The organism is Streptomyces sp. SCUT-3 (assembly GCF_014083985.1).
Classification (GTDB): Bacteria; Actinomycetota; Actinomycetes; order Streptomycetales; family Streptomycetaceae; genus Streptomyces_H; species Streptomyces_H thermolineatus.
In genome coordinates this window covers 772,537-797,536 of the sequence record NZ_CP046907.1, presented here as the reverse complement: position 1 = coordinate 797,536, position 25,000 = coordinate 772,537, and the positions used below count along the sequence as shown (strand labels likewise).

General features: G+C 72.4%; 19 protein-coding genes, 2 tRNA genes and 1 pseudogene. 10 read left to right on the top strand and 12 right to left on the bottom strand.

Annotated features, from left to right (window positions below):
• Positions 1 to 24: 24 nt before the first annotated feature.
• The gene (locus tag GQS52_RS03515) at positions 25 to 300 is read right to left on the bottom strand and encodes a heavy-metal-associated domain-containing protein (RefSeq protein ID WP_182311611.1); all 276 of its coding nucleotides are present in this window, start codon (positions 298 to 300) and stop codon (positions 25 to 27) included.
• A gap of 378 nt (positions 301 to 678) precedes the next feature.
• Between GQS52_RS03515 and GQS52_RS03510 the strand changes: the two genes are divergently transcribed.
• Positions 679 to 1,650 carry a hypothetical protein gene (locus GQS52_RS03510; protein ID WP_182311610.1) on the top strand — a complete coding sequence of 324 codons (972 nt, stop codon included), beginning with the start codon at positions 679 to 681 and terminating at the stop codon, positions 1,648 to 1,650.
• 192 nt (positions 1,651 to 1,842) lie between these two features.
• Here GQS52_RS03510 and GQS52_RS03505 read toward each other — a convergent pair whose 3' ends face one another.
• Positions 1,843 to 2,874, bottom strand: coding sequence for an NAD-dependent epimerase/dehydratase family protein (locus GQS52_RS03505; RefSeq protein WP_182311609.1), 1,032 nt, complete (start codon positions 2,872 to 2,874; stop codon positions 1,843 to 1,845).
• 245 nt (positions 2,875 to 3,119) lie between these two features.
• Between GQS52_RS03505 and GQS52_RS03500 the strand changes: the two genes are divergently transcribed.
• A complete protein-coding gene (locus tag GQS52_RS03500; protein WP_259370551.1) occupies positions 3,120 to 3,608 on the top strand; it encodes an ATP-binding protein in 489 nt (162 codons plus the stop codon).
• A gap of 225 nt (positions 3,609 to 3,833) precedes the next feature.
• On the top strand, positions 3,834 to 5,312 hold the full coding sequence (locus tag GQS52_RS03495; protein WP_182311607.1) for an amidase: 1,479 nt from the start codon (positions 3,834 to 3,836) through the stop codon (positions 5,310 to 5,312).
• A 129-nt stretch (positions 5,313 to 5,441) separates the two neighbouring features.
• Here the strand turns inward: GQS52_RS03495 and GQS52_RS03490 are convergent, their stop codons facing one another.
• Complete coding sequence (locus GQS52_RS03490; protein WP_259370550.1) at positions 5,442 to 5,984, bottom strand: hypothetical protein; 543 nt, start codon at positions 5,982 to 5,984, stop codon at positions 5,442 to 5,444.
• A 365-nt stretch (positions 5,985 to 6,349) separates the two neighbouring features.
• Between GQS52_RS03490 and GQS52_RS03485 the strand changes: the two genes are divergently transcribed.
• From GQS52_RS03485 to GQS52_RS03460, 6 genes and pseudogenes are all read left to right on the top strand, one after another.
• Positions 6,350 to 6,850, top strand: a complete 501-nt coding sequence (locus GQS52_RS03485) for an SseB family protein (protein ID WP_259370549.1) — start codon at positions 6,350 to 6,352, stop codon at positions 6,848 to 6,850.
• Positions 6,847 to 7,560, top strand: coding sequence for a hypothetical protein (locus GQS52_RS03480; RefSeq protein ID WP_182311606.1), 714 nt, complete (start codon positions 6,847 to 6,849; stop codon positions 7,558 to 7,560). Before GQS52_RS03485 ends, GQS52_RS03480 begins: the two co-directional genes overlap by 4 nt.
• Positions 7,560 to 12,374: a putative T7SS-secreted protein gene (locus GQS52_RS03475; RefSeq protein WP_182311605.1), complete on the top strand. Its 4,815-nt coding sequence runs from the start codon at positions 7,560 to 7,562 to the stop codon at positions 12,372 to 12,374. Before GQS52_RS03480 ends, GQS52_RS03475 begins: the two co-directional genes overlap by 1 nt.
• Before the next feature lie 614 nt (positions 12,375 to 12,988).
• A complete protein-coding gene (locus GQS52_RS03470) occupies positions 12,989 to 13,177 on the top strand; it encodes a hypothetical protein (protein WP_182311604.1) in 189 nt (62 codons plus the stop codon).
• A gap of 135 nt (positions 13,178 to 13,312) precedes the next feature.
• Positions 13,313 to 14,224 (top strand): annotated as a pseudogene (locus GQS52_RS27345) (RHS repeat-associated core domain-containing protein); the annotation flags it as partial.
• Positions 14,217 to 14,546 (top strand): hypothetical protein, encoded by a 330-nt coding sequence (locus tag GQS52_RS03460; RefSeq protein ID WP_182311603.1) that lies wholly within the window; start codon positions 14,217 to 14,219, stop codon positions 14,544 to 14,546. The pseudogene GQS52_RS27345 and the gene GQS52_RS03460, both read left to right, overlap by 8 nt.
• Positions 14,547 to 14,804: 258 nt before the next feature.
• Here GQS52_RS03460 and GQS52_RS03455 read toward each other — a convergent pair whose 3' ends face one another.
• Together GQS52_RS03455 and GQS52_RS03450 are read right to left on the bottom strand one after the other, a co-directional pair.
• Positions 14,805 to 16,010: an IS110 family transposase gene (locus GQS52_RS03455; RefSeq protein ID WP_182311602.1), complete on the bottom strand. Its 1,206-nt coding sequence runs from the start codon at positions 16,008 to 16,010 to the stop codon at positions 14,805 to 14,807.
• 238 nt (positions 16,011 to 16,248) lie between these two features.
• The gene (locus GQS52_RS03450) at positions 16,249 to 16,998 is read right to left on the bottom strand and encodes a transposase family protein (protein WP_182311601.1); all 750 of its coding nucleotides are present in this window, start codon (positions 16,996 to 16,998) and stop codon (positions 16,249 to 16,251) included.
• Between the two features lie 529 nt (positions 16,999 to 17,527).
• Here GQS52_RS03450 and GQS52_RS03445 point away from each other — a divergent pair.
• Positions 17,528 to 18,025 carry a hypothetical protein gene (locus GQS52_RS03445; protein WP_182311600.1) on the top strand — a complete coding sequence of 166 codons (498 nt, stop codon included), beginning with the start codon at positions 17,528 to 17,530 and terminating at the stop codon, positions 18,023 to 18,025.
• Positions 18,026 to 18,112: 87 nt separating this feature from the next.
• On the opposite strand, the gene GQS52_RS03440 is transcribed toward GQS52_RS03445, so the two are convergent.
• From GQS52_RS03440 to GQS52_RS03410, 7 genes are all read right to left on the bottom strand, one after another.
• A tRNA-Ser gene (locus GQS52_RS03440) sits at positions 18,113 to 18,183 on the bottom strand.
• A gap of 15 nt (positions 18,184 to 18,198) precedes the next feature.
• A tRNA-Lys gene (locus GQS52_RS03435) sits at positions 18,199 to 18,271 on the bottom strand.
• Positions 18,272 to 18,407: 136 nt separating this feature from the next.
• Positions 18,408 to 19,811, bottom strand: a complete 1,404-nt coding sequence (locus tag GQS52_RS03430; protein WP_182311599.1) for a hypothetical protein — start codon at positions 19,809 to 19,811, stop codon at positions 18,408 to 18,410.
• 275 nt (positions 19,812 to 20,086) lie between these two features.
• Complete coding sequence (gene hpaD / locus GQS52_RS03425) at positions 20,087 to 21,097, bottom strand: 3,4-dihydroxyphenylacetate 2,3-dioxygenase (RefSeq protein ID WP_182311598.1); 1,011 nt, start codon at positions 21,095 to 21,097, stop codon at positions 20,087 to 20,089.
• Complete coding sequence (gene hpaE, locus GQS52_RS03420; protein WP_182311597.1) at positions 21,094 to 22,593, bottom strand: 5-carboxymethyl-2-hydroxymuconate semialdehyde dehydrogenase; 1,500 nt, start codon at positions 22,591 to 22,593, stop codon at positions 21,094 to 21,096. The genes hpaD and hpaE overlap by 4 nt, the downstream gene beginning before the upstream one ends.
• Positions 22,594 to 22,604: 11 nt before the next feature.
• On the bottom strand, positions 22,605 to 23,525 hold the full coding sequence (gene dapA / locus GQS52_RS03415) for a 4-hydroxy-tetrahydrodipicolinate synthase (protein ID WP_182311596.1): 921 nt from the start codon (positions 23,523 to 23,525) through the stop codon (positions 22,605 to 22,607).
• The gene (locus GQS52_RS03410; RefSeq protein ID WP_182311595.1) at positions 23,522 to 24,988 is read right to left on the bottom strand and encodes a fumarylacetoacetate hydrolase family protein; all 1,467 of its coding nucleotides are present in this window, start codon (positions 24,986 to 24,988) and stop codon (positions 23,522 to 23,524) included. The genes dapA and GQS52_RS03410 overlap by 4 nt, the downstream gene beginning before the upstream one ends.
• Positions 24,989 to 25,000: the final 12 nt, after the last annotated feature.

Here is a 25,000-nt window from a genome sequence, read left to right as displayed (position 1 = left end):
CCGCACGCCGCGGGGCGGTAGGGGTCAGGCCCGGCCGGTGAGTTCGTAGCCGGCGTCGTCGACGACCGCGGCGATCCTCGCGTCGTCGGGCTCGCCCGCGGTGGTCACGGTGACCCGGCCGGTGGAGAGCTCGACGTCGACGGCGAGGACGCCGTCCAGTCCGCCGATCGCCTCGGTGAGCGTGGACTTGCAGTGGCCGCAGGTCATGCCGGCGACGTTGTAGACGGTGGTGGGGCCGGGGGCGACGGTGGTGGTCGCACCGGTGCTGCAGCTTCCGTCGGGAGTACAGCAGGACGACATGGGTTCCTCCTGGGCGTGGCGATGGACAGGTACCCCCTGGGGGTATGTCGAGAACAGTATTACCCCCCGGGGGTATGCCGCAAGCAGGAGGAGCGGAACGGCGTTCCGGGGAGGGAGAGTCGGCGCGACTTCGCAGGGCGGCGGGAGGGGCCCTCTCCCCAAGTGGCCGGAGATGCCGCGCAAGAGGTTGCCCGCATACCCAGGGGGGGTATGGTGTTCCTCGTTCGGCCGCATGGGCCGCGGGCCGGGCCCGCCGTGCCCCGCATGCCGTCACCGCCCTGTGCGCGCCCGTCCGCACCCGGCTGTCCACCGCAACCACGCGGCCCACCGGACGGCCGCACCCCGCATCCCCGAATCCCCGAATCCCCGGAGGTCCTGATGAACACCCCTGCGAAGCTGGGCGTCTTCGGCGCCGCCGTGGCCGTCGTCTTCGCCGGCGCCTTCGGCGTCGGAAACGCCGTCGGCCCGGTCGGCGCCCCGGCCCCCGCCGGCCACACCGCCGACGGGGCCCCCGCCCACGAACCCGGGAGCGGGAAGGGAGGGAAAAAGACGGACACCGAGCCCCCCGGCGGACTGCAGGTCTCCGAGAACGGCTACACCCTCGCCCTGGACGAGAACCGCCTGGACGCGGGACGCGACCGGACCCTGAGCCTCCGCGTCCTGGGGCCCGACGGCGAGCCGGTCACCCGGTTCGAGACCGTGCACGACAAGCAGCTGCACCTCGTCCTCACCACCCGCGACCTGTCCACCTACCGCCACCTGCACCCCTCCCTCGACGAGGACGGCACGTGGAGCACCTCGGCGGACCTGGTGAAAGCGGGCGACTACCGGGTCTTCGCCGACTTCACCCCCGACGCACCCGGGGCGGAGCCGCTCACGCTGGGGGCCGACCTGGCCGTGACCGGCGACTACGAGCCGAAGGCGGTCCCCGCCGCCTCCCGCACCGCCACCGTCGACGGCTACGAGGTCACGCTCACCGGCGATCTGGAGCCCGGCGCCTCCGGCAAGGTGCGGCTGTCGGTCTCGAAGGACGGCGAGCCGGTCACCGACCTGGAGCCGTACCTGGGCGCCTACGGGCACCTCGTGGCGCTCCGCGCCGGGGACCTGGCCTACCTGCACGTCCACCCCGACGGCGCCCCCGGCGACGGGACCACCCCGCCCGGCCCGGCCGTCGCCTTCCACGTCGAGGCGCCCTCCGCCGGCACCTACCGCCTCTACCTGGACTTCAAGCACGACGGCAAGGTCCGCACGGCCGCGTTCACCGCCCACGCCGGGGCGAAGCCCGCGGCAGAGGCCGAGAAGGGGACGGAGAAGGACGGGAACGACCACGGCGACGGCCACGCCCACTGAACCTGCCGGGCAGACGGCGCAGCCCGCAGCGGTTCATCCGCGCTCCTGGCGCCGCCTCGCCCTGCCGGTGCCGGTCCACGACCGGGCCGCCGCACACCGCTGGGGGACCGGCGCGCCGCCCCCGGCCGGGACACCGCCCCACGGCCGGCGCGCCGCCGTCCCGGCCCGGTGTCTCCGGGCCGGGACCAGGTGTCACCGGGCCACGGACAGCGGGTCGGTCGGCAGCCTGTCGCCCCCGCGCAGCCCGTCCAGGAACTCCGCCACGGCCTCGCGCGCGCCGTACCGGGGCGACCAGCCCAGCTCCTCCCGGGCCCGGGCCGTGTCCATCACGGGGAGGTGCACGACCGCGTCGAACAGGTGGGGCGAGGCGGGCAGCAGGCGCAGGCGCCAGGCTGCGGACAGGGCCGTGCGCAGCGGCCCGCGGGGGAACGGGACGGCGCGGGCGTTCAGGACGTCGGCCAGCACGTCCGCGTCGACGACGGGACCGGCCGCGACGTTGAACGCGCCCCGGGCCCGCCCGAGCGCGGCCAGCCGGTACGCCTCGGCGGCGTCGGACGCGTGCAGGGCCTGGAACCGCAGCCCGGCGAAGGCCGGCAGGACGGGGAGCAGTTCCGGGCGCACGGCGCCCGGCGGCAGCAGGCGGCCCGCGAACAGCCGCAGCTGGTGGGAGGCCGCCTCCCGCTTGAAGACGAAACCGGGACGCAGCCGCACCACCCGCACGCCCCGGTTCTCGCACTCGAAGCAGTCCAGGACCCGTTCCAGGTACGCCTTCTCCCGGCAGTAGGCGGTGTCCGGCCAGCCGTGGGTGGGCCACGACTCGTCCACGGGGATCCCACCGGGGCCGGGGGAGTAGGCGCCCACAGAGGAGGCGTGGACCAGCGCCGGGACGCCGGCGGCGACGACGGCGTCGAGGACGCGGACGCCCCCGAGGACGTTGTTCCGCCAGGTGGCGACCGGATCGTGGGTGGGCTGGAAGGTCCAGGCGAGGTGGATCACCGCGTCGGCGCCGAGGAAGTGCCCGGCCAGGTCGTCGTGGGTGATGTCCGCGCCCGCCCACCGGGTCTTCGGCGGGTCCCAGCGCGGCACGCGCCGGGCCAGGCCCAGCACCGAGGCGACCCGGGGGTCCGCGCCGAGCGCCCGCACCACTTCGGTGCCCACGTTCCCGGTCGCGCCCGTGACCACGATCCGCGCGCCCTCGCGGGCCGGAGAGGCACTGTCGGACATGGGACCTCCTCCGTGCCGGGAACCGGGTGCCGGGACGGGGCGCGTCCGTCCGTCCCGGTGGTGCGATCCGGGAACCACGCTACGTCCGCCGCCCGCGGGCGGCCATCGAGGCGGCGCTTGCCCGTCCGGTCCGGCGGCCCGGGGCGAGTGCGGCAAGCGGGACAATGGGTGCAGGCAGGCAGGCAGGCAGGCAGGCGGGCAGGCAGGAAGGCAGGCAGGCGGGTGCGGCGGGAGGCGGTGCAGCGGTGGGACCGGGGCAGTTGGAGCTGGCGATGCTCGTCGGGCTGCAGGCGTCGGGCAAGTCGACCTTCCGCGCCCGGCACTTCTCCGCGGGGCACGCGGTGGTCAGCAAGGACCTGTTCCGCCGGGCCCGCAACCGGCAGCGCCGGCAGATGCGGCTGGTGGAGGAGGCGCTCGCGCAGGGGCGGTCGGTGGTGGTGGACAACACCAACCCGTCGCCGCTGGAGTGGGCGCCGCTGATCGCCGCGGCCCGCGCGTACGGCGCGCGGGCGGTGGCGTACTGGTTCCCCCCGGACGTGCCGGGTTCCCTGCGGCGCAACGCGGCCCGGCAGGGTGCGGACCGGGTGCCCGAGGTGGGCGTGTACGACACGCTCCGGCGCCTGCGCCGCCCGCAGCGCTCGGACGGGCTCGACGACGTCCTCGAGGTGCGCTTCGACGGCAGGGGCGGCTTCGACGTGCGCCCGGGCGGGGACCCGGGGGGAACGGGACGCTGAGCCGGGCGCAGCAACCGCCCGCCCGGATCCGCCCACCCGCACTCGCCCGCCCGTGCTCGCCACTCGCCCAGCGGCCACCCCGTCCGGCCGCACCCCGTCCGGCCGCACCCCGTCCGGTAGTACCGCCGGATGGGCTACGTTTCTCCTCGTCCCCGGGCGAGCACCGGGGCGCACGCGTCAGCGGGGCGGGCCACTGCGGCCCGGCGCCGCGGGAGGGGACGAGCGATGGACGACTACCCGGGCTACGACGCCGTGGGCCTGGCGCAGCTGGTCCGGTCCGGCGAGGTGAAGCCGGCCGAGCTCCTGGCCGCTGCCCGCGCGCGGGCGGCGGAGGTCAACCCGACGATCAACGCGATCGTCGCCGAGGTCGAGCCGCCGGAGCCGGAACCGGGAGCGGCGTCGGACGCACCGCTCAGGGGTGTCCCCTTCCTGCTGAAGGACCTCCAGCAGGACCTGGCCGGTCACCCGACGAGCAACGGCTCCCGGGCGTTCGCCTCCGTGCCGGCCGCGGAGAACGCCACCGTGGTGCAGCGCTGGCTGGACGCCGGCCTCGTGGTCTTCGGGAAGACCAACACCCCGGAGTTCGGGGCCAAGGGCATCACCGAGCCCGCCCTGTTCGGCCCGGCACGCAACCCCTGGAACACCGACCACACCCCCGGGGGCTCGTCCGGGGGGTCCGCGGCGGCGGTCGCGGCCGGCATCGTGCCGTGCGCAGCCGCGAGCGACGGGGGCGGGTCCATCCGCATCCCCGCCTCCGCCTGCGGCCTCTTCGGCCTCAAGCCGTCCCGCGGCCTGGTCCCGGCCGGCCCCGCGGCCGGCGAGGCGCTCGGCGGCACGGCGACCGACGGCGTGATCTCCCGCTCGGTCCGCGACACCGCGGCGATGCTGGACGTGCTGGCCGGCCCGGCCCCCGAGGCCCCCTATCTCGGGGCGCGGCAGGCCACGCCCTTCGCGGACGAGGTCGGGCGCGATCCCGGGCGGCTCCGGATCGGCCTGTGCACCGCCAGCTCCATCAATCCCGCACCCCACCCCGAGGCGGTCGCCGCGGCGGACCGGGCGGCCGAGGTGCTGACCGGCCTCGGCCACGAGGTCGAACGGCTCGACCGGGCGCCCTACGACGACGCGGCGCTCGCCCGGGACTTCCTGACGACCTGGTTCGCCCACGTCGCGTACTTCGTCGACGCGGCGAAGGCGCTGACCGGGGCCGGGGACTCCGCCTTCGAGCCCGACACCCTGGTCATGGCCGCCCTCGGCCGCGCGACCCGCCCCGTCGAGCTGATCCGCGCCGTCGAGCACCGCCACCTGCACGTCCGGCGGCTGTCCGCGTTCCACGCCTCCTACGACTTCCTCCTCACCCCGACCACCGCGACGCCCCCGCCCCGCATCGGGGCGTTCGAGCTGCCCCGGGCCGTCCGGACGGCACAGGAGGCGCTGCTGAGGGTCCGTGGCGCCGGGTTGCTCAGGTTCTCCCCGATCGTCGAACGGCTCATCGACGACAACCTCGGCTGGGTCCCGTACACCCAGCTCGCCAACATCACCGGACGCCCCGCGATGAGCGTGCCGCTCCACTGGACGGCGGACGGACTGCCCCTCGGCGTCCAGTTCGTCGGACGGCTGGGGGAGGAGGGCCGGATGCTGCGGCTGGCGGCGCAGCTCGAGCAGGCGCAGCCGTGGGCGGACCGGCGGCCCGCGCTCAGGGTCTGAGCGCCGGAGCGGTGGCCGTGGCGGCCCCGGCGGCGCGCCGGAACGGCTGGGGGACAACCGGAACGGCTGGGGGATGCGCGGACCGTCAGCCGGCCCGGGCCGCCCCGGCCGGCTCCGTGCCCGGAGCCGTCACGCCGCAACGTTCGGCAGCCGTTCCACGTGCGACCAGGTGAAGGTCCGGTCCGGTTCCAGGCGGGCGTCGCCCCAGTAAGCAGTGTGGACGCCGTGTTCGACATCCGCGGTGTAGAAGACGGACACCAGGGTGGTGGAGCTGCCCAGTTCCTCGAACGCCTCGTGCAGTTGCTCGTAGGCGTCGCCGGTCAGGGTCTCGTCCAGCGGGAACAGCCCCTCGTCCGGCTCCGGGCCGTGCGCGGCGAACATCCGCCTGCGCAGCTGCGACGTCCTCGCGGGCAGCCGGGCCCGTCCCAGCGGCAGCGGGCGGTTCGCGTACCGGTACGGGAACAGGGCGTGGTCATTAATCACTGCGTAGGAGAACCCGCGCAACTCGCGCACGGCACCGCCCAGCGCGAGGGACTGCTCGGCCAGCTCCTCGCGGACGGCCTCGGCGAGCACGTCCCCGTAGGGGCCGCGTTTCCTCAGCCCGGCGGCCTCGTGCGTGGTCCGGGCCCGCGCGTGCGCGCGGGCCAGCCGCACCGGCACGGTGGCCGCCAACGCCGCCGCGTGCTCCCCGAACCGCTCCCGGGCCCACGGCGAAGGCCCCGCCGATCTGCCCCCGCCGCCCCCACCGATCCGCCCGCCACCGCCCACGGCACCTCCTCGTCCCCGCGCCGCCACCCGCCGTGTGCCCCTTGTTTCCCACGCCCGCAAATCGTCCGCAAGAGCGCGATCCGGTCACCGGGCAGCCTCGGACGTCGGAGGGACCGCCAAGCGGCCCCTCCGCCGCGGGCCGCGTCACCGCCGGACGCGGCGCCTCGGCGATTGTGATCGTTTTAACGGACGGAATTTGTGGTGTGACTCTTCGTCACCTGACTAGTGTGGTCAGCTGCTTGTGCGAAGAGCAGCAACGGACTACGGGGGTGGCCGGTGTGAGTGCCGAGGCGTTGAGGCTGCGGCTGGCGGACCTGGCAGCGACCGGGCAGGGCGATCTGCGTGCGCTGGTGGGGGAGTTCCGGCGCAGCGAGGTGCTGGTGCCGGTGGTCGACGGGTCACTGCTGTCCACGCGGACGGGCGATGTCCGCTGGCTGTTCGCCTTCACCGACGACGCGGCGCTGGAGCGGTTCGCCCAGGCCCGCGGCGAGGCCGTCCCCGACCGCGTCCCCGTGCACGGCGCGCGGCTGCTCGACCAGGTGGCCCCGCGCACCGGAGGGCCGACCGGCATCGCGGTGGACGCGGGCAGCCCGGCCGGCATGGTGCTGCCGCCGGTGACGGGCATCGTGCCGGACGGGGCTGTACTGGACCCGGGCGGAACGGAACCGGACACCGGCGGGACGGAACCGGACACGGGCGGGGCGGCACCGGACGCACAAGGCGCGGACGCGGGCGCACGGAACGCGGGCATCCGGGGGGCGGGCGCGTGAGCGGCGACAGCTACAGGGTCGATCCGGAGGCGCTGGCCCGGATCACCAAGGGCATCAACCAGGCCATGTCGGAGCTGAAGGAACTGGGCTTCGACATCGAGGCGAACCTGGGGCGCGGCTTCGACGACCTGGAGCTGGCGGACCTGGAGGTGGGCGACTCCGGCCTGCGGCAGACCTTCGCCGACTTCTGCGACCGGTGGGGCTGGGGCGTGCGCTCCCTGATGCAGGACGCCAACGAGTTCGCGGGCCGGCTCAACCTCTCGGCGGGGCTCTACCACGAGCAGGAGCAGTACGCCTCGAACACCCTCAAGGGCGTGTGGACGGTCGCGGCGGGCAACCCGTACCTGTCCAAGGAGGAGATCGAGGGCCGCTCCTGGGAGGAGACCTTGAAGGACAACTCCTTCTCCCACATGGCGAATCCCGACTACAGCCCGGAGTCCGTCATGCAGGGTGCGCCCGAGGTCGCCCAGGCCTGGCAGCAGACCTGGCAGGACGTCCAGTCGTCGACGGTCACCCCCGACGCGCTGTTCGACCCCGACACCGAATGGCAGTGGAGCGGACCGCCGCAGGCCGGGGGCGAGGCCCCCGCGGACGTGCCGGTCGCGGACGTGCCGGGCGGGGGCGCCCAGGGCGCGGACGCGCAGGCCGGCAAGGGGCAGGGCGTGGCAGGGAGCCCGGGCACCGGGGCGCACGGGGGCGGTGGGCGCTGATGGGCTTCGGCGACACGGTCAACTCGCTCGGGAACAGTCTCGAGGGCGCCGTCGAGTCGGCGAAGCGGAACGTCGGCGAGGCCGTCGACCGGACCGCGGACAAGGCGGCCGACGGACTGTCGAGGCTCGGCGCCGACAGCCTGGCGGAGGGCGTCCGCGACTTCGGCGAGGGCGTCAGCAACCGCCTGGGCGGCGACGTCCGGGAACGGCAGCTCGGCGAGAGCGACGACCCCAAGGAACTGCTCCACGGCAGCCCGGAGGCGATCGAGTCGCGTGCCAAGCACCTGCGCGACTTCCAGCGGGCCTTCGAGAACGTCGGCCAGGGGATGAAGTCCTTGGACGCCAGCACCTGGCAGGGCAGGGCCGCCGACTCCTTCCGCGACAAGTTCGACGTCCAGCCCAAGGAGTGGCTGAAGGCGTCCGACGCCTGCGAGGAGGCCGCCCGCGCCCTGGACGCCTACGCGGACACGGTGCGCTGGGCCCAGGGCCAGGCGCAGACCGCGATCGACACCTGGAACAGGGCCCAGCAGGCCAGCAAACAGGCCGCCGACGCGCACAACGCCAAGGTCGACGCCTACAACAAGGCCGCCGACACGTACAACCGGGAGGCGCAGGCCGGCAAGGACCCCGGCCCCAAGCCCACCGAGCCGGGCAGGTTCACCGACCCCGGGACCGCCGGCCGCGAGGAGGCCGAGGCGCTCCTCGCCGAGGCGCGCCGCCAGCGCACCGGCGCCGCCCGCGACGCGCAGGCCAAGGTGCGGGCCGCCCTGGACAAGGCCCCGCCCAAACCGGAGTTCACCGACCGCCTCGGCGCCAACGCCACGGACGCCTTCGTCGGCATGCAGCTCAACACCTTCCACATGGCCGGCGGCTTCCTCAAGGGCGGCGCGGAACTGCTCAAGATGATCCGCACGTTCAACCCGATGGACCCCTACAACCTCACCCATCCCGGCGAGTGGATGAAGAACCAGTCCATGCTGCTGGCCGGACTGGTGAGCACCGCCGCCCACCCCGAGCGCCTGCCCATGGCGGTCCTCGGCAGCGGCTGGAGCAGCGACCCCGGCGACGCATTGGGCTTCCTCGCCTCCAACCTCATCGGCGGCAAGGGCGCCGGCGGGCTCGCCCGGGGCGCGGCCCGCGGTGCCGCCCGCGGCGCTGCGACGGGCGCCGCCCGCAGGAGCATCGCCTCCTCGATCCGCGACTTCGCCCGCAAGTGGCGGTGCAGGCTCTTCGGCGGCGACCCGATCGACATGGCCACCGGCCGCATGTCGCTCCCGCAGACGGACCTCACCCTGCCCGCCGTGCTGCCCCTGGTCTTCTCCCGCTGCTTCGAGTCCTCCTACCGCACCGGCCGCTGGTTCGGCCCCACCTGGGCCTCCACCGCCGACCAGCGCCTGGAGATCGACGCGGAGGGCGTCGTCCTCGTCCGCGAGGACGGCTCGCTGCTCGCCTACCCGCACCCGGCGCCCGGCGTGCCCGTCCTGCCCCTGGACGGCGACCGGCACCCGCTGACCGTCGACGAGTACGGCGACTACACCGTCACCGACCCCGAGACCGGCCGCAATTGGCACTTCGCGGCCCCCGGCGGCGACGGCGACGGCATCGCCCTGCTGGAGCAGATCACCGACCGCTCCACCCAGTGGCTCACCTTCACCTACGACGACCGGGGCGCCCCCACCGGCATCGTCCACTCGGCCGGCTACCACCTGCGGATCACCACCGAGGGCGACCGGATCACCGCCCTGCACCTGGCCGGTGCCGCGGCCGACGGCGGCGACCGGGAAATCCGCCGCTTCGGCTACGACGAGCACGGCCACCTGGCCGCCGTCACCAACTCCTCCGGCGTCCCCACCCGCTACACCAACGACGCGACGGGCCGGATCACCGCCTGGACCGACACCAACGGCTCGTCCTACACCTACGCCTACGACGACCGGGACCGCTGCGTCCACCAGACCGGCGAAGCCGGCCACCTGCGCAACGCCTACACCTACGACGGCACCGACCCGGCGACCGGCCACAAGGTCACCACCCGCACCGACTCCCTCGGCCACACCACCCGCTACTTGGTCAACGACCGCCTTCAGGTGGTCGCCGAGACCGCCCCGGACGGCTCCACCACCCGCACCACCCGCGACGACCGCGACCGCCCGCTGACCGTCACCGACCCCCTCGGCCGCACGGTCGGTTACGTCTACGACGGCTGCAGCCGCCCGGTGATGATCGTCCGGCCCGACGGCCGCTACACCAGCATCGGCTACAACCACCAGGGCCTGCCCGTCTCCGTCACCGGGCCCGACGGCACGCGGACCGTCCAGTACTTCGACGAGCACGGCAACCGCACCGCCGTCACCGACCCCACCGGAGCCACCACCCGCTTCACCTACGACGACACCGGCCACCTCGCGTCCGTCACCGACGCGCTCGGCGCCACCATCTCGATCCGCTGCAACGCGGCCGGCCTGCCCGTGGAGATCACCGACCCCCTCGGCGCCGTCACCCGCTACGAGCGCGACGCCTTCGGCCGCCCGGTCACCGTCACCGACCCGCTCGGCGCCGTCACCCGCCTGGAGTGGACGGTCGAGGGCAGGCTCGCCCGCCGCACCGCCCCCGACGGCACCACCCAGAGCTGGACCTACGACGGCGAGGGCAACTGCACCAGCCACACCGACGCCGCGGGCGCCGTCACCCGCTTCGAGTACACCCACTTCGACCTGCTCGCCGCCCGCACCGGCCCCGACGGCGTCCGGTACGCCTTCGAGCACGACACCGAGCTGCGCCTCACCAAGGTCACCAACCCCCAGGGCCTGACCTGGACCTACACCTACGACCCGGCCGGACGCCTCGTCGCCGAGACCGACTTCGACGACCGCACGGTCACCTACGAGCACGACGCCGCCGGGCAGCTCACCGCCCGCACCACCCCCACCGGCGAGACCGTCCGCTTCGAGCGGGACCTCCTCGGCCGCACCGTCCGCAAGGACGCCGCCGGGGCCGTCACCACCTTCGACCACGACCCGGCCGGGGCCCTCCTCCGGGCGACCGGCCCCGACGCCGTCCTGACCGTGCAGCGCGACGCGCTCGGCCGCCCGGTCGCCGAAACCGTCAACGGCCGCACCCTCACCCACGCCTACGACACCCTCGGCCGCCGCACCGCCCGCACCACCCCCACCGGCGCCACCAGCACCTGGACGTACGACGCGGCCGGCAATCGCACCGCACTGACCACCTCCGGCCGCACCCTCACCTTCACCCACGACGCCGCCGGCCGCGAACTCGCCCGCCACATCGGCGACGCACTCACCCTCACCCAGGCCTTCGACCCCCTGGGCCGCCTCACCAAGCAGGAACTCACCGGCCCCGCCGACCGCCGCCTCCAGCACCGCGCCTACACCTACCGTGCCGACGGCAACCTCGTCGGCGTCGACGATCAGCTCAACGGCGCCCGCCGCTTCGACCTCGACGCAGCGGGCCGCGTCACCGCAGTCCACGCCGCCGGCTGGACCGAGACCTACGCCTACGACGAGGCCGGCAACCAGACCCAGGCGGCCTGGCCCGCCGGCATGCCCGGCCAGGAGGCCGTCGGCCCCCGCACCTACACCGGCACCCGCATCCGCACCGCGGGCGGCGTCCGCTACGAGCACGACACCGCCGGACGCGTCACCCTGCGCCAGAAGACCCGCCTGTCCCGCAGGCCCGACACCTGGCGCTACACCTGGGACGCCGAGGACCGCCTCACCACCTGCACCACCCCCGACGGCACCGTCTGGCGCTACCTGTACGACCCCCTGGGCCGCCGCATCGCCAAACAGCGCCTCGCCCCCGACGGCGAGACCGTCACCGAGCAGACCGACTTCACCTGGGACGGCACCACCCTCGCCGAACAGACCACCCACACCCCCGGCACCGACCGCCCCGCCACCACCCTCACCTGGGACCACCAGGGCCTGCGCCCCCTCACCCAGACCGAACGCAAAACCGGCCCCGCCGCCTTGGGCCGTGGCCCCGAACACGCCCCCGACCCCGCCGCCGACCCGGGCGTGCCCGCTCCCGCCGCGACCGCCTCCCAGGCTGAGATCGACTCCCGCTTCTACGCCATCGTCACCGACCTGGTCGGCACCCCCACCGAACTCGTCGACGAGGACGGCGAGATCGCCTGGCGCACCCGCACCACCCTGTGGGGCACCACCGTCTGGAACCGCACCGCCACCGCCTACACCCCCTTACGCTTCCCCGGCCAGTACTTCGACCCCGAAACCGGCCTCCACCACAACTACTTCCGCCACTACGACCCCGAAACCGCCCGCTACCTCACCCCCGACCTCCTCGGCCTCACCCCCGCTCCTAACCCCACCACCTACGTCCACAACCCCCACACCTGGACCGACCCGCTGGGGCTCACACCATGTGAGAACGGAGGAAGTTGGGATCCCGAAGAGGAGCCGTATCTCTATCGAGGCGTCGGTTATGCCGATCAGCATAGTCCCGAAGAGTGGCAACGGATGTATCAGAACGCACTGCAAGGGTGGGCTGAACCTCTTGGCGGCCACTCCGACCCACAGCTTCATGCTGGCGGAAACACCAACAGTGAGTTCACTTCGTGGACTACGGACTATGAGGGTATGGCGCTGGAGGAGAGCTATCGAGGGAACGGGCCTGGTGTGGTCTTGCGTATTCCAAACGGAGATGGACCTGGTTACTCCCGTGTTCCGGGCATCTCCTACCCCTACGATGAAGGTGAAGTCACGATCCGCGGGCCAGTGCGCGGCGCTGAAGTCAGCATCAACGGAGGACCATGGAGAAGACCAGGCTAGAGGAGCTGCTTACCGTGGCGGTTCGGGATGGAAAGTGCCCAGAGGACGTCATGCGAGCGGCAGGGAAAGGGTGGAATGTTCAAACCGGAGCCGTCACCCGGGCGGACCTTCTTCGTTCTTACCGCCGCCGTTTGGACAGAACCCAGGAAGGATCGGCCCTGAGGGAACAGACCCAGCGACTGGTGTCATTCTTAGAAGAATCACCGGATGACGAATTGACAATGATTGGGGTAACTGGAGACGCGGGGGGATACGAGATGTTCCTCGCGGATACGCAAGAGGAGCGAATCTTGTTCTGGATGAACATGTTCTCTCGGTGATCGCCCCCAGTCTCGATCGTTCATGAGTATCCGTCAGTTTACTGACGGATACTCATGAACGATCGAGGCTGATCCGCCGTGTCTGGAGCATCGGAGTTACTGCCGACGACGAACACGTCCAGAATCCCGCACAGCGAGGTTTTCTCAACGAAATGATCATTGTGACGGTTGAGCCCGAATCCACCGGTTGACCTCGGTGCTGGAGGGAGGCCGTAACGAAGAGATGCCTTGTGACCTGCGGTGATGGGACTTTTCTAGGGTTCCGTCGAGCACGATCAGCAAGGTATCTCTCAAGTGCAATCCTCTCACGCCCCCGCGGCGGTCTCGGCCGCTTTCGACGAGCCGAACCTGATCGCGGACGCGGGGCTGGTGCCGCTGGTCCGGCTCGCCGAACGGCTGGGCCTGCCGGGCCTGGTCGGCGACACTGTGCGGATCGACGGTGCCGCGAACAGTGCCGGGCGAACCCGGAGGCGAAGGCGATGACCCTGGTGGCGGCGATGTGCGCGGGGCCGACTCCATCGACGACACCGGCCGGCTGCGCACCGGGGCGACGGGCCGGCTGTTCGGCGGGATGCGCGCGCCCTCGACGCTGGGCACGTTCCTGCGCGCCCCGCCACCACCCTCACCTGGGACCACCAGGGCCTGCGCCCCCTCACCCAGACCGAACGCAAAACCGGCCCCGCCGCCTTGGGCCGTGGCCCCGAACACGCCCCCGGCAACGGCCCTGACCCCGGCCCGGGCACGGACGCCGCCACCGCCCCCCAGGACGAGATCGACTCCCGCTTCTACGCGATCGTCATCGACCTGGTCGGCACCCCCACCGAACTCGTCGACGAGGACGGCGAGATCGCCTGGCGCACCCGCACCACCCTGTGGGGCACCACCGTCTGGAACCGCACCGCCACCGCCTACACCCCCTTACGCTTCCCCGGCCAGTACTTCGACCCCGAAACCGGCCTCCACCACAACTACTTCCGCCACTACGACCCCGAAACCGCCCGCTACCTCACCCCCGACCCCCTCGGCCTCACCCCCGCCCCCAGCCCCACCACCTACGTCCACAACCCCCACACGCGGGTAGATCCACTTGGCCTCTCTCCCTGTACTCCGCACCTATTCCGCGGGACCACCAGAGGGTTTGAAGGAAGCCCTGGTGTGCAGCGCCACGGCATCACACCGACATCGTCTGATCCGGGTGTCGCCACCGTGTTCGCGACGCAGGCTGAGCGGTTCGGTGATGCGGTGGTCGAGGTCTATCCGCGCGGCGCACTGGATGGGGTCCCGGTCCATCAGGGGTACATCGCGAGGGAGGCAGAGTGGCCTGTCGAGCTGAGCCCTGGGGAACTCTCTTCCCGTGCGTCCCTACAAGTGCCGTCATCCGTTGCTCGGGAGATCCTCTCCGAGATGGGTATCCACGTGCCGCGCAAGATAGGCAATGGGGATATTGATCCACTCCTTGAATACGATATCCCCAAGCTCACTCCCGGGCAGATCGAGCAATTCATCGAGGAGGCCAGTCGACGTGTCTGAGAAGGTGACCCTGAGTATCCTTTCCATCGAGTCTGTGGTGCCGGGCGGTTCCGGCGGGGCGGACAGTACGGCCGTGTGTGTGGTGCGCTGCATCGAGGGGACGGCACATCTGGGTATGGTGTTCCAGCGCCTCGCCCTGCAAGGTCGATCGCAGTCCGCAGCGGCCACGCTCATTCTGGACGGCATCGAGTGGTACGGGAAGCAAGTCGACCAGTTGGACACCGTGCACTCCGGGAAGGTCACCCTCACCGGAGCGGGAGCGGATGGCCTAGCCGTGTGGGATGTTCTTAACTCCGTCCCGGAGGCGTACGGAACGACGTAAGGCGGCGGATACGGTTTGCGGGATTTTTCCGGGAATCGGCAGCGCGCTCTGTCGGGCGTTCCTGTCGAGCACCGGAGAACTGTGACGTGGACGTCGCCGGCCCCTGTGGTTGCGCTCCGGGTCGGATCCAATGTGAATAGGCGCTCGTGGGCCGGCGGGTGTTTGCGGAAATCAAGGGAAATTTATGCTTTCTTCTGGACAAGCTCAGTGATTCCCAATCAGGTTTGTCAAGGGCTGCGGTAGCGGACGGTGACCGTTTTATGCCGCGGCAAGGCCGCGTCGAGGCGGCTCGGCGGTGAAGGTCCGCTGGTCGCGGATGAGGGCCCACAGGACGTCGAGGCGGCGCCGGGCGAGGGCGAGGACGGCCTGCTTGTGCGACTTGCCCTCGTTCCTCTTGCGTTCGTAGAAGGCCCTGGAGGCCGGACAGCACCGGGCGGCGACCTGGGCCGACAGGTAGAAGACGCGCAGAAGACGGCGGTGGTAGCGGCGGGGCCGGCGCATGTTGCCGCTGATGCGGCCGGAGTCCTTGGGCACCGGGGCCAGGCCGGCGATGCCGGCCAGGCGGCCGGAGCTGCCGATGGCGTCCAGGTTCCCGCCGGTGCAGGCGATGAACTCGGCACCGAGGAGGCTGCCCATGCCCGGCATGCTGGTGATCGCCGCAGCGTGCGCGTGCTCGCGGAACCGCTCCTCGATCAGCGCGTCGGTGCGGGCGATCTCCTTGTCCAGGGCCATCACCGCGGCGGCCAGGGTGCGGACCATGGCCGCCGCGGTCCTCTCGCCGGGAATCACCGTGTGCTGGGCCCGCGCCGCCTCCAGCGCGGTGACCGCCACCGCCTGGGCGTTGCGCACCTTGCGGTTCGCCAGCCAGCCGGTCAGGCGGGACTGGCCGGTCCGGCGCAGGGCGGTCGGCGTCTGGTAGCCGGTGAGCAGGACGAGCGCGGCCTTGGAGGTGCTGTAGTTGAATGCGCGTTCCAGGGCGGGGAAGTACTCCAGGAGCTGGGCGCGCAGCCGGTTGATCGCGCGGGTGCGGTCGGCGGCCAGGTCGTAGCGGCGGGCGGTGAGGATCCGCAGGTCGACGGCGATCTCGTCCTGTTCCTGCAGAGGGTGCAGGTCACGGCGCATGCGGGCCTGGTCGGCGATGACGTAGGCGTCCTTGGCGTCGGTCTTGCCGTCGCCCCGGTAGGAGCCGGAGGCGTGGTGGACGGTCCGGCCCGGGATGTAGAGGACTTTCTGCCCGTGGGCGGCCAGCAGGGCGATCAGCAGTGCGGCACCGCCTGCGTTCAGATCGATGGCCCAGGTCACCGGCTCGCCCTCGCTCAACCCGAGGACCTCACCGATCAGCTCGAGCAGAGTCGTCTCGTCGTTGGCCACCCGTCGCGACAGCCTTCGCTCGCCCTCGGCGTCGATCACCGTGCAGTGATGCTCGCTCTTGCCCGCGTCCGTTCCTGCCCACAGTTGCGGCACTCGTGCCTCCTCGAGGATCCGTGTTCCTGGTCCCGGCAGACGACCACGCCGACGTGTCCTTACGAAGCGATGAGGTTCGCGCATCCCAATGAGTGGCCGTGTCGTCGCGGGGCGCCGGGCGGCCAATCACTGAAAGCCACACGATCGGCATGAGCTTTTTGAGCCACACCCGGCACCCCTGGGCCTCCCGATCGTACGAATGAGCGGAACCGGCCCGCCAAGAAGGTAAGGAGCTCTTTCAGCGTTGCCTCTCCAGGGTGAGGATGGCGGCGGCGATGGCGGTCATGCGGTTGGGACTGCAGCGAGCTCTGCGGAAGATGCGCCAGGACTTCAGTCGCGCGACACTCCGTTCGACGGGTGCTCGTGCCGCCGACAGGGCCCGGTTGATCGTCCGCTGGGTCGCGGTGAGGTCCTGGTGCGGAAGGCGTCTGATCGGTGTGGTCACCCAGGAGCCGGCGCCGATGTAGGCGCGGTCGGCGAGGACGGGCACGCCTTGGCGTTCGCAGATCCGGATGATGCGGTGGGTGCGGGCCGCGGTCAGGTCGTGGGTGCGGCCGGGCAGGGCGGGCGAGATCCACAGCAGCTTGCCCGCGGGATCAGCGACGACCTGCACGTTCACGCCGTGGCGGCGGTGCTTCTGGGAGAAGTCGGCCCGGCTGTCGCCGACCCGGTCGCACTCGGCGAGCGTTCCGTCGAGCAGGACGTGATCGGGATCGGCTTCCCGCAGGACCCGCAGCAGTCCGGGCGCCCGGCGGGCGAGGTGGCCGACGACGGCGGTGACGTAGGCGTGGGCGGTGCCGACGGATATGCCGAAGCCGGCGGCGATGTACGTGAGCGGGTCGTGCCGGCGGAGGTAGATCAGGGCGACGAGAGCACGCTGATGCGGCCGGAGCTTGCAGCGGCGGTCACCCTCACGGGTGACGATGAGCATGGTTACCCACTCGACCAGGGCGTGAGGCAGGTCGAGTGAGGCAGGATAGGGAACCAACGAGGCTCCTGGGCTGATGAGTTGAGACGTCGAACACCTCTCTCAACGGCACAGGAGCCTCGTGCGTTGCGGGACGCCGGCCGGTCACCCGATCAGCGGCCACTCTGAAAGAGCTCAGTGCCAGAGGTGAGACGAGATAGGCCACTCAACCCAGTCGGCATCTCTGCGGAGGACGGATACGAGGACTGCTCCTTCGACGCGAGGCTTCCCGAGCAGTAGCGGGACGCCCTCCTTCAGCGGATCGGCGAGATGCTGCATGTCGTCGTTCTCGACGAGCTGAGGGCTCCTCCTCGGCTGAGCGCCCTGCCCGCTGATCTTGAGGCCGCCGGAAGGCTTCACCCTGGTGACAGGACCTTCTGAGCGCCTGCGACGGGAGCCGGAGTGCCCGGGAACGGACCGAGGCCGTCCGGGGAGCGGACCAGGGGTGGGAAGCACTCTCGGACGCAACCCGCTGTTCGGTGGGCGCGGAGGGCATACGTGCACGGTTGTGCGACACAACCCCTCGGCGGCGGTCTGGAATGATCGCACGATGCTGAGAAGCGTTGAGATCACCGTTCAACTGTCCGGCCTCCCGACAGGTGAGGGCTTCCACAACGTGCACTGGCAGGAGAGGCTGGAGCTGAGCCTGGACTGCTTCGTCTGCCAACGCACCGGTCGCACCACCTTTTTCCGATACGGGCAGGAGCAAGCTCTGTGCTCCGCGGACGAGAAGTACCCCGAGCACCCCACCGCGGCCCGCATCGCCGCGTTCGACGTCACCGACGAGCGGGAGCGGACGACACTGCGGGCCGTCGTTGATTACTGGTGGGCACCGTTCCACGACGAGAAGCGCGACCGGACGGCCACCGCACTGTCGTGCCCCCCATGGGTCCGTCTGTATCTCGGGTACTACTGCCCCCGGGCCCGGCAGGACGGAGCGTTCGGCATCCAGACCAACGTGAGCAGGCCGCTGCACGAGATCTGCAGCCACTGCGACCGTCCGCTCGCCACCAGCAAAGAAGCTCCCGCGATCCGGCTCCTCGTCTGAGTTCTGCCCAGGTGCCGCCACCTGGCCGACCCGGGCATGCCCGGGCGCTCGGATGCACCTCGAGACCTCTCCGCGGTGCCGTACGGGCGGTCGGGGCAGGGCTCGAACCTGCGTCCACCCGGTCTCGAGCCGGGCGCTCCACCACTGAGCTTCCCGACGCCCGTACGGCGCCCCGACGAGGGCAGGGCTCGAACCTGCGTCCACCCGGTTAAAGAGCCGGGAGCTCCACCACTGAGCTTCCTCGTCGGTGCCCCGATCCTGTCGGTGGGGGCCGTTGCCGGTCAACCGGATTGGGCGCGGGGCGGTAGACCCGGCCGGCCTCTGCGCGGCTCGCGGAGCCGGGCAGTCTCGGGCACACAGGTACCCGGGGCGGCCCCGGTCGTCAGGCGCCTCGGTCGGGTGCGAGTTCCTGCGCCGCGGGGCGCGGGGGCCTGCCGGAGAAGAAGCCGGCCGAGCGCAGGACGGAGGCCAGCAGCGGGTCTCCGACCTCCACGCCGTGCACGAGTTCGGGGGTGGGCCGGAAGGGCGCGGGCCGCACGGCCTTGCGCGGCTCGGTCCAGCCTCCCGCGACCGGGTCGACGCCGTGGCGCTGGCACACCTCCTCGACGAGCGACCGGGGGCAGCCGGTCTCGCCGCGCAGCACCTGCCACGGCAGCGGCAGGTCGGCCCACACCCCGGTGTCCGGGTGGAGGCCGCCGCCGGTCTGCCGGTGCCAGGCGGCCACGTCGGCGGCGACCAGGAGCAGCACCTTGCCGGGGCACAGTCGCTCGGCGACCTCCTCGGCGCCCATGGCGTGCAGCAGCGCGAACCAGTTGGCGCGGGCCTTGGTCCAGGCGCGGGCGGCCTGGTTCCAGCTCGTGGAGTCGTCGCCGCGGCGCACGATCATCGTGGACCGGTCCAGCGGCTGCCGCTTCCACGCGGTCTCGAGCAGTTCGGCGACGTCCAGCAGGAAGCGGTACCAGAACGCGAGCAGCCGGCCGCGCTGCCCGTCCGTCAAGCGGTCGAGTACTTCGGTGGTCGGGTGGACGTGCGCGACCGCGTACCAGTTGGTGCGGGCGGGATCGTTGCGCAGCCGCCGGAAGAGGGCGTGCGCCACCTCGTCGTAGGGGCGCTGCTGCCCGGAGACCGTGAACTCGCTGCGCAGGTTGGCGCGCGCGGTGAGGTAGGCGACGAAGGCCGCGGTGCCGGGGTCGGCCGCGAACTCCTCGTACAGCAGACGGGAGGCGAGGCCGCTCTTTCCGATCACCGTCACCTCGAGCTTGCGCTGCTCGGTGAGGAGCTGCGCCAGGTCCGCCTCCATGCGGCGCAGCAGCCGGAACCGCTTGTTGTACTGCCGCTTGGACATCTCTCCCAGGCCGACCTCCTTGCGCTGCGCCCGGTTGAGCCGGTCGCTGAGGAAGTCGCTCGCTCCGAAGCGCTTGGCGATCTCCTGCCCGGCGGTCCGGATCGCGGCCTCGATCTGCTCGGGGTCGTCACCGGCCGAATCGGGCAGCTCGGGCAGGGAGGGGAACAGCTCGGCGGCCCGGGCGAGTTGGCGCTGGGCGCCGACGGGCCGCGTGAAGTCCTCCAGCATCGAGGTGTAGCCGTGCCACAGGTTCTGCAGGGAGCCGCGGGCCGCCTTCTCCAGTGCTCGCCGGGTGCGGCCGTCGAGCGGCGGGCCGCCGCCCGGTCCCTCGTCGAGCAGTTGCAGGACGAGCCGGGCGACGTCCTCGGGGCGCCTGCGCCGCCCGAGGGAGGCGTGCAGTTCCTGAAGGACCGGCTCTCGGTCCGGGGTCTTCTGGGGCATGGCCCCAGGCTGGCGCAACCGGCGCCGCGGGCACCAATGGTTAAACGCGGGCCGCGGCCGCAGAGCAAGGTGTGGTCGACGCTTCGGCGGCGGGGGAGCGGTCCGGGGAGGGGACTGTGGGGCGGACCGCTCTGCCGGGGTTCCGGTGAGGACGCGCGGGAAGCCCGTCTGCCGCCGCGCAGCGGAACGCGGCGGCAGACGGGCTTCCCGGTGGCCGAAGGGCCGAGGGGCCGAGGGGGCTGTGGTCGAGCGGGCGGCACCGGGGGGTGGCGGCGTCAGCCCAGGCCGTCGGCGCCGACCCTTACGGCGGACTCGTCGAGGACGGTGTCGGTGACCGGTTGCGGTCTGCCGTCCAGGTCGAGGACGGGGGCGGCCTCCTTGTACCAGGACTCGACGACCGCGTTGCCCCAGAAGTCGCGGCGGCGGTCGTCGTGGACGTTCCAGCGGTACGTCTCGTGGTCGGGGTCGCCGGTGTAGTAGTCGGAGGTGTAGATCTCCACCCGGTGTCCGTCCGGGTCGCGCAGGTAGAGGTAGAACGCGTTGGAGACGCCGTGCCGTCCCGGGCCGCGTTCGATGTGGTGCTCCTTGCGCAGCGCGCCGAAGACGTCGGCGGTGCGCAGGACCTGGTGGGACTCGTGGGTGGCGACTCCGACGTGGTGCAGCCGGGGGCCCGCGCCGCCGGTGAAGGCCACGTCGTGGACGGTCTGCTTGCGGTACATCCAGGCCGCGTACAGCTCGTGTTCGTCGCCCTCGATGGTCTCCGAGCAGCCGAAGCCCAGCGTGCGGTAGTGCTCGTACGCGGCCGGGACGTCCGGGGTGCACAGGTTGAAGTGGTCGAGGCGGGCGATCTCCGCGCCGTGCCGGAGGTCGTAGCGCTGGATGAGGCGTTCGGCGCGTTCGATGTCGTGGAAGAACTCCACCGGGAAGCCGAGGGGGTCGACGACCCGGACGGCGTCGCCGACGCCGAGGGTGCCGCTGCCCGCCGGGACGCGGCGCACGGGCCGGCCCAGCCGGGTGAAGAACTCCTCCGCGCGGTCCACGTCCTCGGGGGTGCGGACCCGGTACGCGATGTGGTCGAGGGCGGCGGTCGGGCCCCGGCGCAGCACCAGACAGTGGTGGGTCAGGTCGTCGGTGCCGCGCAGGTACAGGGAGTCCGCGTCCTCGTACTGCACGTGGAAGCCGAGCATGTCGACCCAGAACCAGCGGGCCCGGGGCAGGTCGGTGACGACGAGTCGGGCGTAGGCGGAGCGGACGACGTCGGGCGCGGCGGGGGGCGCGGTGCTCATGCGGTGCCTCCGAAGCGGGGGGTGTGCACGTCGCCGAGGGCGACGTGCACGATCTTCGACTCGGTGTAGAAGTCGATGCTGTGGGCGCCGCCCTCGCGGCCGAGCCCGGACGCCTTCACGCCCCCGAAGGGGGTGCGCAGGTCGCGCACGTTGTGGGAGTTGATCCAGACCATGCCGGACTCGACGGCGTGCGCGACGCGGTGGCCGCGCTTGATGTCGGACGTCCACACGTAGGCGGCCAGGCCGTACTGGGTGGCGTTGGCCAGCTCGACCGCCTCGGCCTCGTCGTCGAAGGGGGCGACGGCCACGACCGGGCCGAAGATCTCCTCCTGGAAGATCCGGGCGTCGCGCGCGACGTCGGCGAAGACCGTCGGCTGCAGGTAGTTGCCCTCCGCCAGGTGCGCGGGGCGGGTGCCGCCGGCGACGAGGCGGGCCTCCTTCCTCCCGGTGTCCACGTAGTCGAGCACGCGGGCGTAGTGCTCGGGGTGGACCAGTGCGCCGACCTCGGTGGCGGGGTCGGCCGGCGGGCCGACCCTGACCCGCTCGGCCCGCTCGGCGAGGCGCCGGGTGAACTCCTCGTACACCGGGCGCTCGACCAGGACCCGGGAACCCGCCGTGCAGCGTTCGCCGTTGAGCGAGAAGACGCCGAAGACGACGGAGTCCAGGGCGGCTTCGAGGTCGGCGTCGGCGAAGACGACGACGGGGGACTTGCCGCCCAGCTCCATCGACAGCGTCTTGAGGTGCTGTGCGGAGCTGCGGACGATGTGCCGGCCGGTCGCGGTGGAGCCGGTGAAGGAGAGCAGCGGCACACCGGGGTGGTCGACGAGGGCCTGCCCGGCCTCCTCGCCGGTGCCGTGCACGATGTTGACGACTCCGGCCGGCACGCCCGCCTCGGTGAGGATCTCCGGCCACAGGCTCGCGGACAGCGGGGTCCACTCGGCCGGCTTCAGGACCACGGTGCAGCCGGCGGCCAGGGCCGGGGCGAGCTTCCAGCTCTCCAGCATGAACGGGGTGTTCCACGGGGTGATCAGCCCGGCGACCCCGGCGGGGGTGCGCACCACGTAGCTGAACTGGTCGCCGCCCTGGCGGAACGCCTCCTCGCCGAGGGCGACGACGACGTCCGCGAAGTAGCGGAAGTTCTCGGCGGCGCGCCGGGCCTGCCCCCTGGCCTGGGCGATCGGCAGGCCGGTGTCGTGGGACTCGAACTGCGCGAGCTGTTCGTGCCGGGCCTCGACGGCGTCGGCCGTCCGGTACAGGATGCGGGCGCGTTCCCGGTGGGACAGCGCCGCCCAGCCGGGGAATGCGGCCCCGGCGGCGGCCACGGCCCGGTCGATCTCCGGCGGGCCTCCGGCGGCGGCCCGCGCGTAGGGGGTGTTGGAGACGGGGTCGCAGACGTCGAAGGTGCGGCCGTCGTGGCCGGGGACCTCCTCGCCGCCGATCCAGTGCGGGATGTGCTCCGGCAGCCCCGTCGGGGTGCTCGGGGTGCTCTGTGTCATGGTGCCGTCCCTCAGATCTGGTGGGTGAGGTCGCCGCCCTCGGCGAGCAGCGTGCGGATGCGGGCCGTTCCCGCCGCGGTGGGCGGCGCGAGCGGCGGGCGGACGTGGGCGGACGCGATGCGGCCCTGCCGGTGGAGCACCCACTTGGCGGGGGCGGGGTTGGTCTCGACGAAGAGCAGGTCGACCAGGGGGTGCAGGCGGTAGTGCAGGTCGCGGGCGGCTTCGAAGTCGCCCTCCTCCCACAGTTCGTACATCCGGGCCACCGCGCCCGGCGCGATGTTGGCTACCGCGCTGACGAACCCGGCGCCGCCCAGCGCCAGCAGCGGCAGGCACAGCAGCTCGATGCCGGACCAGACGAGCAGCGAGCGTCCGCAGGCGTGCAGGACGCGGGAGAAGTGCTCGAAGTCCTTCGTCGTCTCCTTGATGCCGACGATGTTGTCGAAGTCGGTGAACAGCCGCTTCACCGTCTCCGGGGCCACGTCCACGGCGGTGCGCGAGGGCACGTTGTAGATCACCAGGGGCAGGTCGGGGAACTCCCGTGCCACGGTGGCGTACCAGCGGTAGAGCCCTTCCTGCGTGGGCCGCGCGTAGTAGGGGGTGATCACCAGCGCGGCGTCCGCGCCCAGTTCCTGCGCGGCGGCCGTGATCTCCAGGGTCTCCTCGAGCTTGTGCGAGCCCGTGCCCGGCAGGAACGGCACCGTGTCGGCGATCTCCTCGGCGGCGACGCGCATCGCCGCGATCCGCTCGGCCGCGGTCTGCGCGCCGGGCTCCCCCGTCGAGCCGCCCAGCGAGATGCCGTGCGAGCCGGACTCCAGCTGGAAGCGGACCAGGGCCCGCAGGGATGCGTGGTCGACGGCGCCCGTGTCGGTGAACGGGGTTACGACGGGGGCGATGGAGCCGCGCACGGCGGCCGGGTCGCTGCGGAACTTCATGCCGGGTCTCCTTGACGGGTGGGCTGCTCGTGCCGGGTGCGCTGCTCGCGCCATTGCTCGTACGGTCCGCGCCAGCCGGGGCCGAGCGGGTAGAGGCCGTCGATGCCGTGCCCGGCCAGGACCTGTTCGGTGATGAACCGCTCCTGCAGTTCCTGTTCGCGGCAGTCGGCGACGAGTTCCGCGGCGAGGTGCGGCGGCACGACGACCACGCCGTCCGCGTCCCCGACCAGCAGGTCCCCGGGCTGGACCAGGGCCCCGCCGCAGGCGACGGGCACCCCCGTGTCCCACGGCACGTGCCGCCTGCCGAGGACCGAGGGGTGTTCCCCGCCGTGGTAGACGGGCAGGTCGAGCGCGGCGACGGCGGCGCTGTCGCGCAGCCCCCCGTCGGTGACGACGCCGGCCGCGCCGCGCCGCGCCGCGCGCAGCGCGAGGATGTCGCCGATGGTTCCGGCGCTGGTGTCGCGCCGGGCGTCCATCACCAGGACGTGGCCGGGCCGCAGTTCCTCGACCGCCCGCTTCTGGGCGTTCGTGCCGTTGCCGTGGCGTTCGAACAGGTCCTCGCGCAGCGGCAGGTAGCGCAGGGTGTGGGCGACGCCGACCATCGTGTCGCCGGGCCGGGTGGGGCGCACGCCGTCGATGCTCATGTGGAGCAGGCCGCGTCTGCGCAGCTGGGCGCTGAGCGTGGCGACGGCCACCGACCGCAGTCCTTCCGCGAGGCGGGCGTCGAGCAGCGGCTCGGGCGGGCGGGCGTCCCCCCACGCGGCGGCGCGTTCGGCCGGGTCGGCCGCGGGCATGGCGCCCCACGGCTCCAGGTCGTGGCCGGCCTCCTCGACGGGGTTGCGCAGCGGGCCCGTGGTCAGGCCGCATCCGTCGACCTCGACCTCCACCACGTCGCCGGGGGAGACCACCGAGGCGCCGGCCGGGGTGCCGGTGAGGATCACGTCGCCCGGCTCCAGGGTGACCAGCCGCGACAGGTCGGCGATCAGCTCCCCGAAGGGGAACAGGAGGGTGTCGCTGGTGTCGTCCTGCACCAGCTCCCCGTTGACCCGGGTCCGCACCCGCAGGGCGTCCGGGTCGAGGGCGCGTGCGTCCAGCAGCCGCGGCCCCACGGGGGTGAAGCCGTCGGCGCCCTTGGAGCGCAGGTTCGAGCCGCGGTCGGCGCGGCGCAGGTCGTACACGCCCGCGTCGTTGGCGGCGGTGACCCAGCGGACGTGGCTCCAGCCGTCCTCGGGGCGCACGCGCCGTGCCCGCTCCCCGACGACCAGGGCGATCTCCCCCTCGAAGCCGAGGAGTTCGCAGCCGCGCGGGCGGACGATCGGATCCCCGGCGCCGGACAGCGAGGAGGGGGGTTTGAGGAAGTAGGACGGCCGGTCCGGGACCCGTCCGCGTTCCCGGGCCCGGCTGGGGTAGTTGAGGTGGACGGCGATGATCTTCGACGGGGTTTTCCCCAGGGGATGTGCCATGACGACTCCGGT